The following is a 14,774-nucleotide window of genomic DNA, read 5'->3' on the forward strand; positions in this document are numbered from 1 at the left end:
GCGGCCGCCCCCCCCCGGCGGGGCCCGGGCCCCCCCCCCGCGCCCCCCCCCCGCCCCCCCCCCCCCCGGCCCGCCGCGCCGCCCCCCCCCCCCCCCCCCCCCCCGTCCGCGGTTCAGGCCCGGGTGGCCGCGCCGGCCCAGGCGCGGTTGCCGAGGAGGGTCTTGACGTCCGAGGCGAGCCCGTTGTCGGGGTTCACCCGGAAGCCCAGCTCGTAGAGGGTGCTCTTGTCCCAGTTGGTGGTGAGCAGCCGGATCGGGACGTCGCCGGGGTGGGCCTGGAGGGCGAGCTTGAGTTCGGCGACCACCTCGGGGGTGATCCGGGAGGCCGGGACGGTGATCTGGACGGGCGGTTTGGTGCCGAGCTCGGCGGAGGAGACGTCGAGAGTGGTGATCTCCTGGCCGAAGACGCTCAGCGAGCCGTCGCGCTCGTTGAGGCGGCCGCGGATCGAGATGACGTTGTCCTCGATCATCTGCTCGGCCATCAGGTTGTAGGTCGCGGGGAAGAACAGCACCTCGACCGAGCCGTCGCGGTCGGCGAGGGTGATGATCGCCCACGCGTTGCCGGCCTTGTTGATGCGCCGGTCGACGCCGGTGATCAGGCCGGAGAGGCGGACCTCGCCCTCGGAGCGCCCGGAGCCGAGGAGTTCGGCGATCGAGGTGTCGCGGTTCTGGGAGAGGATGTGCTCGGCGCCGTCGAGCGGGTGGCTGGAGACGTAGAGGCCCAGCATCTCGCGTTCCAGGGCGAGGAGTTGGCGGCGCGGCCACTCGTTGTCGGTGAGCTGGAAGTCCAGGCCGATGGCGGGCCCGCCGTCGGTGCCGTCGTCGAGGGCGCCGAACAGGTCGTCCTGGCCGATGGCCTGCTGCTTCTTCACCCCGGTGACGGCGTCGATGGCGTTCTCGTGCACGGTGCTGAGCGAGAGCCGGGTGTGGCCGAGCGAGTCGAAGGCGCCCGCCTTGACCAGGGAGTCGACGGTGCGCTTGTTGCAGACCACCAGCTCGACCTTGTCCAGGAAGTCGGCGAAGGAGGTGTACTTGCCCTTCTCCGCGCGGGTGCCGACCAGGGACTCGATCACCGGCACGCCGACGTTGCGCACCGCCTTGAGGCCGAAGCGGACGTCGCTGCCGACGGCGGTGAAGTCGACCACCGACTCGTTGACGTCGGGGGAGAGGATCTTGATGCCCATCTGCCGGCACTCGGCCAGGTAGACCGCCATCTTGTCCTTGTCGTCGGCGACCGAGGTGAGCAGCGCGGCCATGTACTCGGCGGGGTAGTTGGCCTTCAGGTAGGCGGTCTGGTACGAGACCAGGCCGTACGCGGCGGAGTGCGACTTGTTGAACGCGTAGCCGGCGAACGGGACCAGGACGTCCCACACCGCCTGGATCGCCTCGTCGGAGTAGCCGCGTTCCTTGCAGCCCGCGTGGAAGGGCACGAACTCCTTCTCCAGCACCTCCTTCTTCTTCTTGCCCATCGCGCGGCGCAGCAGGTCGGCCTGTCCGAGCGAGTAGCCGGCCAGCACCTGGGCGGCTCGCTGGACCTGCTCCTGGTAGACGATCAGGCCGTAGGTGGGGCCGAGGACGTCCTTGAGCGGCTCCTCCAGCTCGGGGTGGATCGGGATGATCTCCTGCTGGGCGTTCTTGCGCAGCGCGTAGTTGGTGTGCGAGTTCATGCCCATCGGGCCGGGCCGGTACAGCGCGGAGACGGCGGAGATGTCGGCGAACTCGGTGGGCTTCATCAGCTTGAGCAGGGCGCGCATCGGGCCGCCGTCGAGCTGGAACACGCCCAGGGTGTCGCCGCGGGCCAGCAGCTGGTATGTGGTGGGGTCGTCGATCGGGATCTTCTCGATGTCGACGTCGATGCCCCGGTTGGCCTTCACGATCTTGATGCAGTGGTCGATGATGCCCAGGTTCCGCAGACCCAGGAAGTCCATCTTGATCAGGCCCATGGCTTCGCACGACGGGTAGTCGAAGCCGGTGATGATCACGCCGTCCTTGTCCCGCATGTGCAGCGGGATCAGGTCGAGCAGCGGGGTCGAGGAGAGGATGACGGCGGCGGCGTGCACGCCGGTGCCGCGGATCAGGCCCTCGATGCCGCGCCCGGTGTCGATGATCTTCTTGACGTCGGGCTCGTTCTGGTACAGCGCCCGGATCTCGGTGCCCTCGTTGTAGCGGGCGTGCTTCTCGTCGAACAGGTCGGCCAGCGGCACGCCCTTGCCCATGACGTCCGGCGGCATCGCCTTGGTGATCCGGTCGCCCATCGCGAACGGGTAGCCGAGGATGCGGTTGGCGTCCTTCACGGCGGCCTTGGCCTTGATCGTGCCGAAGGTGTTCACCTGGGCCGTGTAGGCGGCGCCGTACTTCTCGGTCACGTAGCGGACCATCTGGTCGCGCTGGCGGTCGTCGAAGTCGATGTCGACGTCCGGGGGGTTGATGCGCTCGGGGTTGAGGAAGCGCTCGAAGAGCAGGTCGTGCTCCAGCGGGTCCAGCTGGGTGATCCCGGTCAGGTAGGCGACCATCGAGCCGGCCGCCGAACCACGGCCCGGGCCGACCGGGATGCCGTTGTCCCGGCCGTACTGGCAGATGTCGGCGACCACGAGGAAGTAGGCGTCGAACCCCATCGGGGTGATGACGCCCATCTCCAGCTCGATCCGGTCCAGCACCTCCTGGCTGGGGCTGTCGCCGTAGCGGTGCTGCAGCCCGATCTCGATCTTCTTGCGCAGGTAGGAGGCCTGGGTCTCGCCCTCGGGCACGTCGAACTGCGGCATCCGGTCGACGTAGGTGAAGACCTCCTCGTACGACTCGATCCGCTCGGCGATCGCGAGGGTGTTGTCGCAGGCCTCCGGCAGCTCGCGGAAGAGCTCGCGCATCTCCTCGGCGGTCTTCACGTAGTAGCCGGTGCCCTGGAACTTGAAGCGGTTCGGGTCGTCCTTGTTCTTGCCCACGCCGACGCAGAGCAGGCTGTCGTGGGCGTCGGCCTGGTCGGCGGTCACGTAGTGGGAGTCGTTGGTGGCCAGCAGCGGGATGTTCAGCTGCTTCGCCAGACGGAGCAGGTCCTCGCGGACGTTCTTCTCGATGTCCAGGCCGTGGTCCATCAGCTCCAGGAAGTAGTTCTCCTTGCCGAAGATGTCCTGGTAGGCGCCGGCGGCCTTGACCGCCTCCTCGTACTGGCCGAGGCGCAGCCTGGTCTGCACCTCGCCGGAGGGGCAGCCGGTGGTGGCGATGATGCCGGTCGCGTTGGCGGCGATCAGCTCGCGGTCCATCCGGGGCTTCATGTAGTAGCCCTCCATCGACGCGAGCGAGGAGAGCTTGAAGAGGTTGCGCAGACCGGTGGCGTTCTGCGCCCACATGGTCATGTGGGTGTAGCGGCCGCCGCCGGAGACGTCCTTGCCGCCCTCGCCGTCGGCGCCGGTCGGGCGCTGGCCGCCGGGCGACCAGAACACCTGCTTCTTCAGGAAGCGGGAGGCCGGTGCGACGTACGCCTCGATGCCGATGATCGGCTTCACGTCGGTCTTGGCGGCCGCGTGGAAGAACTCGTACGCCCCGAACATGTTGCCGTGGTCGCTCATCGCGATGGCGGGCATGCCCTGTCTCTGCGCCTCGGCGAAGAGCTTCCCGTTCTTCGCCGCACCGTCCAGCATCGAGTACTCGGTGTGGACGTGCAGATGCGCGAAGCTGTCGGACACGGCGCTGTGCTCCTCGGACGGGTGTCGGTCTCGGAAGCGGTCCAGGCTAGCCGGTCGGGCCCGGCGACGCGCCGTGGTAAGGGTGATCGGCGGTGACTCAGGGGCGGCCCGGTCCGGCGCCCACGACGAGCCACCGGGCCGGGAGTTCGATCGGCCGGCCGTCGGGGGCGGACTCCGTGGTGGCCAGCGGCAGGTCGCCGGAGGCGAGCACGGTGAGGCCGGCCGTGTGCAGCAGCTCGGTGAGGGCCGCGTCGGCGACCTCGGCGGGGGCGAGGCCGTGCGCGAAGACCGGGCGCAGCTTCGGCGGCGGCCCGGCGGGGTCGTGGGCGAGGTCGGCGAGGACCTTCTTGGCGGACTCGGCCAGTTCGACCAGGAAGGCCCGGCCGCGTTCGCCGACCAGTGCGGCGACGGCCTCGGCGACCGGCCGGCGGTCGGCCGGCTCGCTCTGGTGGATCACGCCGCGCAGGTAGACGTTGGCGTCGCCGAGACGCTCGTGGAGCGCCCGGACGGCGTCGGCGTCGGTGGCGTCCAGCTGGGCGAACCCGGCCCGCCGGGCCGGGTCCCGGCGCCGGGCGTGGTCGAGGGCGGCCACGGACAGGTCGACCCCGAGGACGTGTGCGAAGCGGTCGGCGAGGAAGCGGGTCTGGGTGCCGTTGCCGCAGCCCAGGTCGACGAGGGGCAGTTCCGGGTCGGCGAGGTGGGGGCGGAACAGTACGAGGTGGCGTTCCGCGGTGACGGCCGGTTCGGCGTCCCAGATCACCGCGCCCGGTTCCTCGGGCGCGTCGCGCCAGAAGCCCTCCCAGGCGTCCCTGTACCGACTCGTCACGCTCATGGCGGAGACCTCCGGGTGTCACGCTCAGTGTCGGGACCGTGTCTATCGGTCCCGGGCCCGGGCGGCAAGCACCGGCAGGCGGAACACGGGGTCAGGCGGAACACGGGGTCAGGTCCCGGCGCTCGCCCGGCGCGCCAGGTAGGCGCCGGACGCGGCGGCCAGGACGGCCATGCAGGCGGCGAAGACCAGGCCGGCGTCGGCCAGGCCGACCGGCTCGCTGAGCAGGCCCACCCCGATGACCGGGATCGAGATGCCGAAGTAGGCGACCACGAACAGCGCCGACAGGGCGCCGCCGCGGTGCTCGGCCGGGCTGGCCGCGGCGATCTCGCCCACGGCGCCGCGCAGGCCCATGCCCTGCCCGGCGCCGCCGACCAGGGCGCTGAGCACCAGCGGCGCGAGGGTGGTCCAGGCGAGTGAGGCGGCGAGCAGGGCCAGCCCGGCGATGAGCACCAGGCAGCCCAGCGGGATCGCCCGGGCGGTGCCCAGGCGGGGCACCGCCAGCTGGCCCAGGGTGGAGGCGAAGAAGGCGGAGGAGACGATCAGGCCGACGGTGGCGTGGTTGTCGACGCCGAGGTCGGTGGTGAGGAAGGCGGGGCTGACCGAGGTGAAGACGCCCAGCAGGGAGAAGCCCGCGAACGCGGCGATCCCGGCCGGGACGAACACCCGGCGGACCTCCGGTGGCAGCGACGGCCGGTCGGGCCGCGCGGTGCGCAGCGGGCGGGCCCCGGCGACCGTCTCCGGCAGGCGCAGGGTGAGTGCGAAGGACACCGCGAGCAGGACCAGGTGCACGACGAACGGCAGGACCAGCGGCCGCGGCGCGTACTCGGCGAGGAAGCCGGACAGCAGCGGTCCGAAGCCCAGGCCGCCCATGTTGGCGGCGGTGGCGACGAAGCCCGCGCGGGCCCGCTGCCCGGGCGGGGCGAGCTCCAGCACGTACGCGGTGCCGGCGCCGGTGAACAGGCCCGCCGAGAAGCCGGACAGCAGCCGGCCCAGGAGCAGCAGCGGCACGCTGTCCGCGCCGAGGAAGACGACGGCGCTGCCGGCGGCGAACCCCAGCCCGCAGAGCAGGACCGGGCGGCGCCCGACGGTGTCGGAGACGTTGCCGATCAGCAGCAGGACGCCGATGACGCCGAAGGCGTAGACGGCGAACACCACCGTCACCGTCAGCTCGGAGAAGCCGATCTTCTCCTGGTAGAGCCCGTAGAGCGGCGTGGGCAGGGTGGTGCCGGTCATGCAGACGGCGAAGGCGGCGGCGGCCACCAGGTAGTGGAAGCGGCCCGCGGCCGGCCGGGCGGTCCGACGGTCGGTCATCCGCCCACGATAGGCACGCCGTCGGGCCGGGCCCGCGCCGTGCGGGGTCGCACTGCGCCGAATGGCCGCCGCCACCGGGCCCGGCGGCCCGCCCCGGGCGGGTGAGGTGCCCGGGGTGGGCCGCCGGTGTCGGTGGTGGCGGGGGCGGGCCGGTGCGGGGCCGGCCGGGTCGGCAGGTGGGCGGGCCCGGGTCAGTAGGTGAGCAGACCCGGGTCCGACAGGCCCGGTGCGCCGGTCTCGACGTGGCCGGCCAGGCGGCGGACGAAGTCGGCCGTCGCCGTGGAGGTGACCGTCACGTCGTACCAGTTGCGGCAGCTGCGCAGGTCGACGGTGTACGTGACCGTGGCGCCCCGGCGGACCGTGACGGTCTGCGGGGTGCCGGCGTAGGCGTTGGCGACGGTGAGCACGGCGTCGGCGGTGCCCGCGTTGGTGAGGGTGAGGTCGAGGCTGCCGGTGGTCGGGTTGTGGCGCGCGGTGACCTCGGGCCCGGCGGTCTTGCCGGGATTGCGGAAGCGGCGCAGGAAGCCGTTGGGGCCGTGCACGGTGAGGTCGGTGACGCCCTTGGAGTAGGTGGTGTTCCAGGCGTCGGAGATCGTCTTGCCGGCCTCGGCGGTGTACGTCCACGGGCCGTCGGTGCGGTTGGCCGAGGTCACCAGGAACTGGGCGCCGGCCGCCGCGCCGCCGCTGAAGGTGAGGCGGTACTTGCCGGTGCCGGTGTCGGCCGCGCCGTCCACGGACGGGGCGTACTTCAGCGGGCGGGTGGGCTTGGAGCCCGCCTCCTGCTTCGGCATGGTCCCGGTGGCGGGCGGGGCGGGCACGTAGTCGGGGTGCCGGTTGCGGTCCGGCGGGAGGTAGCCGGCGGTGGAGGGCAGCGCGGCCGGGACGGTGTTCGAGGCGGTGAAGTCGAAGGCGGAGGTGAGGTCGCCGCAGATGGCGCGCCGCCAGGGCGAGATATTGGGCTCCAGCACGCCGAAGCGGCGCTCCATGAAGCGGATGATCGAGGTGTGGTCGAAGGTCTCCGAGCAGGTGAAGCCGCCGGTGCTCCAGGGGGAGACCACCAGCATCGGCACCCGCTGGCCGAGGCCGTACGGGCCGGCCGCGTTGGAGATGTTCCCGGCGAAGTAGTCCGCGGTGGTGGACACCGTGGACAGGCCCTGGGAGGCGGAGGAGGGCGGGAACGGCGGCACCACGTGGTCGAAGAAGCCGTCGTTCTCGTCGTAGGTGATGAACAGCGCCGTGCGGGCCCACACGTCGGGGTTGGAGGTGAGCGCGTCCAGCACCTGGGAGACGTACCAGGCGCCGTAGTTGGCGGGCCAGTTGGGGTGCTCGGTGAACGCCTCGGGGGCGGCGATCCAGGAGATCTGCGGGAGCGTGCCGGCCTGGACGTCGCGGCGCAGGTGGTCGAAGAGGCCGTCGCCGGCCTTGGCGTTCGTGCCGGTGCGGGCCTTGTCGTACAGCGGGTCGCCGGGCTTGGCGTTGCGGTAGCTGTTGAAGTAGAGCAGCGAGTTGTCGCCGTAGTTGCCGCGGTAGGCGTCGCTGATCCAGCCCCAGGAGCCGGCCGCGTCCAGGCCGTCGCCGACGTCCTGGTAGACCTTCCAGGAGACCCCGGCCTTCTCCAGCCGCTCGGGGTAGGTCGTCCAGCCGTACCCGGCCTCCTGGTTGCCGAGGACGGGGCCGCCGCCGGTGCCGTCGTTGCCGGTGAAGCCGGTCCACATGTAGTAGCGGTTCGGGTCGGTGGAGCCGATGAACGAGCAGTGGTAGGCGTCGCACAGCGTGAAGGCGTCGGCCAGGGCGTAGTGGAACGGGATGTCCTGGCGGGTCAGGTAGGCCATGGTGGTGGCCGTCTTGGCGGGGACCCACTGGTCGTACTTGCCGTTGTTGAAGGCCTTGTGGCCGCCGGCCCAGTCGTGGTTGAGGTCCTGGACGAACTGCATGCCCAGGTCGTTCACCTGGGGGCGGAACGGCAGCACCTCCTTCTTGGCGCTGTCCGTCTGGTGCCACACGGACTTGCCGCTCGGGAGGGTCACCGGGCGGGGGTCGCCGAAGCCGCGGACCCCCTTCATCGCACCGAAGTAGTGGTCGAAGGAACGATTCTCCTGCATCAGGACGACGATGTGCTCGACGTCCTGGAGGGTGCCGGTGGCGCCCTGCGGGGCGATCGCCGCAGCGCGCGCGATGCTCTGCGACAGCGTGGAGAACGCGGCGGTGGCGCCCGCGAGTTGGAGGAAACGGCGGCGGTTCAGCTCTGCCATGGGTGGGTGACCTCTGGAAGGACGGGGGTGGAGGACGGCACCCCAAGGACAGCGGCTGCGGGGTACCACCCGGCGGACCACTCATGACTGCCCGCTGTACGGCGGACGAACGCCTTGAGTTGGCTGAACACGTTCGGCCGCCGCCGAGGAGGCCGGCCGCCTCCGCGAGCACGTCGCCGCATGTGGTCGGGGCCACACCCAGCGTGGTAACGGCTGGTCCTGACGGGCGTTAACCTTGGTTTCCCGTGGCGGGGGGACCGACGCGAGGGGAACAGAAGAGTGGTGCACGACAGCCGGGGACCGGCCGTGGTCGGGCGGCAGCGGGAGACGGAGCTCCTCACCGCCGCCCTGGTGCAGGCCGAGGACGGCGCCAGCGGGTGCACCGTGCTGCTGCGAGGCGAGCCCGGCGTCGGCAAGTCCACCCTGCTGTCCTGGGTGGAGCACGCCGCGCGCGAACGCGGCTTCACCGTCCTGCGGGCCGTCGGCGCCGAAGCGGAGACGGACCTCGCCTTCGGCGCACTCCACCAGGCCTTCCGGTCACTGCTCCAGCGCTCCGCCTCCCTCTCCGCCCACCAGCGGGAGGCCCTGGAGAGCGCGCTCGGCATCCGCGCCGGAACCCCGAGCGGCTTCGCCGTCGGCGCCGCCGCCCTGACACTGCTGGAGGAGGCGGTCCGCACCGCCCCCGTGCTGCTGCTCCTGGACGACCTGCACTGGGTCGACTCGTCGAGCGCGACCGTCTTCGCCTTCCTCCACCGGCGCTGCGCCGACCTGCCCGTGGTGATCGTCGGCGCCACCCGGCCGGACGGACCGGCCGCCCAGACCTGGTCGGCCGAGGCCGTCGAGGTCCGGGCCCTGCCCCGGACGGACGCGGCCCTGCTGCTGGGCACCCACCACCCCGAACTCGCGGCCGCCGCCCGGGACCGCGTCCTGACGGAGGCGGCCGGCAACCCCCTGGCGCTGGTGGAACTGCCGCGCCAGCTGGAGGCCGCCCAGCAGCGCGGGACCGCCCCGCTGCCGGAACGGCTGCCGCTCGGGGAGAAGCTGGAGCGGATGTTCGCCGACCGGCTGGACGCGGTGACGCCCGAGGTCGGCCGCTACCTGCTGCTCGGTGCCCTCGCCACCGGCCCGGACTTCACCAACGGCGGCTGGCTGCGCGCCGCCGCGGACGGCGATGCCGGGGAGATCCCGGACGGGATCGAGGCGACCGGCCTGGCCCGGCTGGACCCGGCCGGCCAGCTGGTGTTCCGCCACCCCCTGGTCCGTACCGCCGTCGTCGCCGCGGCCTCCGACACCGCGCGCCGCGAGGCCCACCGCGCCCTGTCCGAGGCCCTCGCACCGGACGACCCCCGGCGGCTGGTCCACGAGGCCGCCGCCGCCCTGCTGCCCGACGAAGGCCTCGCACACCGCCTGCAGGAGGCCGGCCGCGACCTCGCCCGCCGCGGCGGCGACGCGGAGGGCGCCCTGCTGCTCGAACGCGCCGCCGTCCTCAGCCCCAGCTCCTGCGACCGCGTCCGCAGACTCGCCTGGGCCGCGGTGATGTCGGCGCGCGGCGGGCAACTGCGCCACACCGCCGCCCTGGTGGAGGAGCTGAAGAGCAGCAGCGTGCCGCAGGACGCCGCCCCGCTGTTCGCGTACGCGGTCGTCTACGCCGACCAGAGCCACCACGTGGACTTCGAGTCCTCCGCCGCGCTGCTGCCCGCCGCCCTGGACGCGCTCACCGCCCCGGGCGCCGACACCTTCGGCGGCCTGACCGAGCAGGTCTTCTTCAAACTGCTCCTGGCCGCCACCTACACCGACGACCCCTGGGCCTGGCGGGCCCTGGAACGGCACCGCGGCGAGGTCTCGGAGGCCGGCCGGCTGTGCCTGCGGGCCTGGACCGACCCGGGCCCGGACACCACCGCCACCCTCCGGGCCGTCGCCGAGGGCATGACCGAGGAACAGGAGGCCGGCGCGGCCTGGCTGCTGCTGTGGACCGCCTCGGCGCTCGACTGCCCCGACAGCGACCTCTGGCAGCGCTTCACCGGACTGCACGGCTTCGCCACCCAGGGCTCGATCGCCAAGGCCAAGTGCCACCAGGACTTCCTGCTCGGCCACTGGGACCAGGCCGCCGTCTGCCTGCGCGAGGCCGAGATCGCCGACGAACTCGGCTACCACACCAACGCGTTGATGTTCCGCCAGTACTACGCCCACTTCCTGGCCGGCCGCGGCGACGAGGCCGGCCTGCGGGAGGTCGAACGGGCCATCCGGCCCACCGCCGCCCGGGCCCGGATGCGCTACGTCCTCGACCGCCTGACCCACCTGCGCGGACTGGCCGCGCTCGCCCACGGGCGCCACGAGGAGGCGTACGCGCACTTCTGCGAGATCACCCCGCCCGGTCGGCTGCCCGGCGGCCCGCCCTGGCACCACGCGCTGGTCCTCGACCTGGTCACGGCCGCCGTGCACACCGGCCGGCACGAGGAGGCCCGCGCCCACCTGGAGGCCGGGCGGGCGGCCCGCTCCGCCGAGATCTCCGACCGCCACGCCTTCCTGTGCTCGGCCGCCGCCGCCCTGGCCGCCGAGGACGACGACGCCGACGCCGCCTACCGGGCCGCGTACGCCGTCCCCGGCGCGGAGCGGTGGGCGTTCGACCTCGCCCGGCTGCGGCTCGCCCACGGCTCGTGGCTGCGCCGCCGTCACCGGCCCGGCGCCAGGGAACCGCTGCGCGCCGCCCACCACGTGTTCCGCCGCCTGCAGGCGAAGCCCTGGGCGCAGCGCTGCGAGGCGGAGCTGCGGGCCGCCGGCGACCCGGTGGCGCCGCCGCCCGGGGTACCGGCCGAGGCGCCGTCCGGCCTCACCGGCCAGGAGCTGCGGATAGCCCGGCTCGCCGCGACCGGTCTGACCAACAAGGACATCGGCCGTCGGCTCCAGCTGTCGCCCCGTACCGTCGCGGCCCACCTCTACAAGATCTTCCCGAAGCTCGGGATCACCTCCCGGGCCGCGCTCGCCCACGCGCTCGACACCGCACCCGACAGCGTCTGACCTGCGCTGACGCCCGCCCGGCCGGGCCCGTTCCGGCGCCGCCCCGGGTGCCCCGGCGGGCCCCGCGGGGTACTGCCGGAAAGAGCAGTCAGATGACCTAACCGTCCGCCGCCCACCCGCCCCAGGCTGGGATCGCGAGGAATCGGCGGAAGGGGCGGGCAGATGGGCGTGCGGGTGACGACCGCTTCGGTCGCGGACGAGGACAAGGCGGCGTACTGGAACGGGGCGGTGTCGCGGACGGTCGTCCCCGTCGAGGTGCACCCGCTCACCCCGCGGCCGTTCGACGGGCTGCTGGTCTCCCACCGGCTCGGCTACGTGCGGGTCTCCACGCTGGAGGCGGACGCCGCCCGGTTCTCCCGCACGGCGGCGCTGATCGAGCGGGCCCCGGGCGGTGAGCCGCAGATCGGGGTCGGCGTGCAGGAGGAGGGCCGGGCCGTCCTGGAGCAGGACGGGCGTCGGGCGGAGGTGTCCCCGGGCGGCCTGGTGGTGTACGACACGGCGCGTCCGTACGCCGTCGACTACCCGGAGCGCTTCCGCACCCACCTGTTCCACCTGCCGCGCCGACTGCTGGGCGTGCCGGAGCGGGACCTGCGCCAGGCGGCGGCGACGGCCCTCGGCCCCACGGAGGGCTGCGGACCGGTGCTCCTGCCGTTCCTCGCCGTCCTCGCCGCCTCCGCGCACTCCTACCCGGCCCCGGTCGGCGACCGGCTGGCCGGCAGCGTCGCCGACCTTTTGAGCACCCTCGTCGCCCAGTTGGCCGACGCCCGTCCGGCCGGCGAGGCGGACACCCCGAACGCGCACCTGGTCCGCCGGGTGCGGGAGTACATCGAGCAGCACCTGGCCGAACCGGAGCTGGCGCCCGAGCGGATCGCGCACGCCCACCACATCTCCGTGCGCTACCTGCACCGGATCTTCGAGGGGGAGGGGGTGACGGTGAGCCGGCTCATCCAGCAGCGCCGACTGGAGGCGTGCGCCCGTGAGCTGGCCCGCCGCGGCCGCACCGCGCCCACGGTCTCGGCGGTGGCCCAGCGCTGGGGCTTCGTCAATCCGGCGCACTTCAGCCGGAGTTTCCGCGCCGCGTACGGCGTCTCCCCCCGGGAGTGGCGCGAGCGGCGGGAGGCCCCGGGCGGTGCCGCCGGTTGACGAGCCGCCGGTTGACGAGCCGCCGAGCTGGCCGCCGTACGGGCCCGGGCCGGTCCACCGCGGTCACCGCCCCGGCAGTACGGTCGAGCGGGCGCGCCGCCGCACCCCCGGGGGAGGTGCGCGGGGCCGCCCGCCCGACGCACCCGGGCACCCGCCGCGACGCACGCGATGCCGTGCGGCCCCACTGATCGAAGCCAGGAGCGAAGACGTTGTCCGACCCCACCCCCCTGTCCGACCCGCGCCCGGTGCTCGACCGGGCGCTCCAGGAGTTCCTGGACGCCCGGGCCGGCCGCTCCGCGACGGAACCGCTGCCGGACCTCTCCTTCCTCACCCCGGCCGGCCCGGCGGTCGGCGCGGACGTCCCGGTCGGCTCGGTCGGCCCGGCGGGGGTACCGGGCGACGGGCCGTACGGCGGCCCGGACGACGGGCTCGACTGGGGCCCCGACGGGGAGCCGGACCCGGACGACCCGCACGGCACCTCGACGGAGTGGCTCGCCCTGCCCTGCGGACCGACCGAGAGGGTGCACGTCCAGGTGACCAGACCCGCCGGCACCGTCGGGCCGAGCCCCGTGGTGCTGTTCCTGCCCGGCCTCGGCTGGTCGCTCGGCGACGCCGCCTGCTACGCCGGGCTGGTCCGGGAGTTCGCCCTGGGCACCGACGCCGCCGTGGTGTACGTGGACTACGCCCGGGCGCCCGCGGCCCGCTACCCGGTGGCCGTCGAGCAGTGCCTCGCGGTGGCCCGCTGGATCCACGAGCACGGCCACGGGATCGGGCTGGACGGGCGCCGCATCGTCGCCGTCGGCGAGTCCGCGGGGGCCAACCTGGTGGCGGCGCTGACCCTGCTGGCCCGTCAGCACGGGGACGTCCCGCTGCTCCACCAGGTGCTGCTGTACCCGGTGACCGACGCCGACTTCGACACCCCGTCCTACCACCGGTACGCGACGGGCTACTTCCTGCACCGCGACCACATGCGCCGGTTCTGGGACGACTACCTGCCCGACCCGCGGGGGCGGGCCGAACCGACCGCCGCGCCGCTGCGCGCCCCGCTGGACCGGCTCGCCGGGCTCCCCCCGGCACTGGTGGTCACCGCCGAGGCCGACGTGCTGCGCGACGAGGGCGAGGCCTACGCGGCCCGGCTCCGCGCGGCGGGCGTTCCGGTGGTGGCCACGCGCTACCAGGGCGTGGTGCACGGCTTCCTGCTGCTCGCCGGGCACTGCCCCACCGGCACCGCCCGGGCCGCGCTGATCCAGGTCGTCGACACCGTGCACATGGCCCTGCACAGCCGTTCGTGGTGAGACCCGCCGCCCGAGGCACCCCACCGGACAGACCCCCACCGGACAGACCCCCACCGAAGAGACCCCCACCGGACAGACCCCCTCCGAGGAGCACTGATGCCCGTCGTTCTCGACACCACCGACGTACCGCCCGACGACCGCGCCGAGTACTGGCACGAGGCCGTCTCCCGCACCTTCATCCCGCTCGACGTGGCGCTGCTCGACCGCGCGCCCGCACCCGCGACGATCACCAGCCACCGCGTGGGCGACGTGCAGCTCTCCCTGGTGGAGGCCGGGCCGCAGCGGGTCGAGCGCAGCGCCGGGCTGATCGCCCGCGGCGGGGAGGACCACCTCACCCTGGCGCTCCAGCACCGCGGCACCGCCCGCCTGGAGCAGGACGGCCACCGGGTGGTGCTGCGGCCCGGTACGTTCGCGGTCTCCGACGCCGGACGGCCGTTCGCCAAGGAGCTGCCGGAGGCCTTCGCCTTCACCGCCCTGCACTGGCCGCGTACGGCCGTGGGCGTCTCCGACGAGGACCTGAAGGTGCTGACCACGACGGTCTTCGACAGCGCCGACGGCACGGCCCGGCTGGTGGCCGCGTACCTGGAGTGCCTCTCGCGGTCGGCCGGCTCGATGGAGCCCCAGCTCGCGTGCTGGCTCGCCACCACGGCGCTCGACCTGCTCGCGGTGCTCGCCCACGAGCGCCGCGGCCTGTCCCTGGCGGAGGCCCCCGAGGCGGCCCTGGCCGTCCTGGCCCGGGTGAAGGACCACATCCTGCGCAACCTCGGGGACCCGGGCCTCTCCCCGGAGCGGATCGCGGCCGCCCACCACGTGTCGGTGCGGTACCTGCACAAGCTCTTCCGCTTCGAGGGGGTCACGCTGGCCCGCTGGATCCAGCGCCAGCGGCTGGACATGTGCCGCCGCGACCTCGCCCGCCGGACGGCGGGCCGGGCCACCGTGGCGGCGGTGGCGAGCCGCTGGGGCTTCGTGAGCGCCAGTCACTTCAGCCGGGCGTTCCGGGCCGTGTACGGGCTCTCGCCGCGCGAGTGGCAGGCCTACGCCGGGACGGGTGCCGGCGCCGGCACCGCTCCGGGGGCCCGCGCGGCCGGCTACGGCATCGCGGTCTGAGCCGACGGGCCGGACCGGAAGCGGGGGGGGGGGGGGGGGGGGGGGGGGGGGGGGGGGGGGGGGGGGGGGGGGGGGGGGGGGGGGGGGGGGGGGGGCGGGGGGGGGCGGGGGGGGGGGCGCGGCGGGGGGGGGGCGT

The 14,774-nt window shown here is 73.8% G+C and carries 8 protein-coding genes; 4 read left to right on the forward strand and 4 right to left on the reverse strand.

The annotated features are described in order from the left end of the window. Positions 1 to 113: 113 nt before the first annotated feature. The 4 genes from dnaE to ACIRST_RS17940 form a co-directional block, all read right to left on the reverse strand. Positions 114 to 3,680 carry a DNA polymerase III subunit alpha gene (dnaE, locus tag ACIRST_RS17925; protein ID WP_350521000.1) on the reverse strand — a complete coding sequence of 1,189 codons (3,567 nt, stop codon included), beginning with the start codon at positions 3,678 to 3,680 and terminating at the stop codon, positions 114 to 116. A 97-nt stretch (positions 3,681 to 3,777) separates the two neighbouring features. Further along, positions 3,778 to 4,512, reverse strand: coding sequence for a class I SAM-dependent methyltransferase (locus tag ACIRST_RS17930; RefSeq protein ID WP_402803077.1), 735 nt, complete (start codon positions 4,510 to 4,512; stop codon positions 3,778 to 3,780). A 108-nt stretch (positions 4,513 to 4,620) separates the two neighbouring features. Then, entirely contained in the window at positions 4,621 to 5,823 is a 1,203-nt protein-coding gene (locus ACIRST_RS17935) for an MFS transporter (RefSeq protein WP_402803078.1), read from the reverse strand. A gap of 191 nt (positions 5,824 to 6,014) precedes the next feature. Continuing rightward, positions 6,015 to 8,075, reverse strand: coding sequence for a phosphocholine-specific phospholipase C (locus ACIRST_RS17940; RefSeq protein WP_350520997.1), 2,061 nt, complete (start codon positions 8,073 to 8,075; stop codon positions 6,015 to 6,017). Positions 8,076 to 8,357: 282 nt separating this feature from the next. On the opposite strand from ACIRST_RS17940, the gene ACIRST_RS17945 reads away from it, so the two are divergent. From ACIRST_RS17945 to ACIRST_RS17960, 4 genes are all read left to right on the forward strand, one after another. Then, positions 8,358 to 11,093, forward strand: coding sequence for an ATP-binding protein (locus ACIRST_RS17945; protein WP_402803079.1), 2,736 nt, complete (start codon positions 8,358 to 8,360; stop codon positions 11,091 to 11,093). 162 nt (positions 11,094 to 11,255) lie between these two features. Next, positions 11,256 to 12,236 carry a helix-turn-helix domain-containing protein gene (locus ACIRST_RS17950; RefSeq protein ID WP_396551932.1) on the forward strand — a complete coding sequence of 327 codons (981 nt, stop codon included), beginning with the start codon at positions 11,256 to 11,258 and terminating at the stop codon, positions 12,234 to 12,236. A gap of 209 nt (positions 12,237 to 12,445) precedes the next feature. Then, on the forward strand, positions 12,446 to 13,531 hold the full coding sequence (locus ACIRST_RS17955; RefSeq protein WP_402803080.1) for an alpha/beta hydrolase: 1,086 nt from the start codon (positions 12,446 to 12,448) through the stop codon (positions 13,529 to 13,531). Positions 13,532 to 13,627: 96 nt separating this feature from the next. Next, a complete protein-coding gene (locus tag ACIRST_RS17960; protein WP_402803081.1) occupies positions 13,628 to 14,638 on the forward strand; it encodes a helix-turn-helix domain-containing protein in 1,011 nt (336 codons plus the stop codon). Positions 14,639 to 14,774: the final 136 nt, after the last annotated feature.

The organism is Kitasatospora sp. NPDC101447 (genome assembly GCF_044767225.1).
Classification (GTDB): Bacteria; Actinomycetota; Actinomycetes; order Streptomycetales; family Streptomycetaceae; genus Kitasatospora.

Excerpts from the sequence above, each read along its gene's own strand:
- ACIRST_RS17930 (WP_402803077.1), bottom strand. The coding sequence starts at position 4,512 with ATGAGCGTGACGAGTCGGTACAGGGACGCCTGGGAGGGCTTCTGGCGC.
- ACIRST_RS17935 (WP_402803078.1), bottom strand. The coding sequence starts at position 5,823 with ATGACCGACCGTCGGACCGCCCGGCCGGCCGCGGGCCGCTTCCACTAC.
- ACIRST_RS17940 (WP_350520997.1), bottom strand. The coding sequence starts at position 8,075 with ATGGCAGAGCTGAACCGCCGCCGTTTCCTCCAACTCGCGGGCGCCACC.
- ACIRST_RS17950 (WP_396551932.1), top strand. The coding sequence starts at position 11,256 with ATGGGCGTGCGGGTGACGACCGCTTCGGTCGCGGACGAGGACAAGGCG.
- ACIRST_RS17960 (WP_402803081.1), top strand. The coding sequence starts at position 13,628 with ATGCCCGTCGTTCTCGACACCACCGACGTACCGCCCGACGACCGCGCC.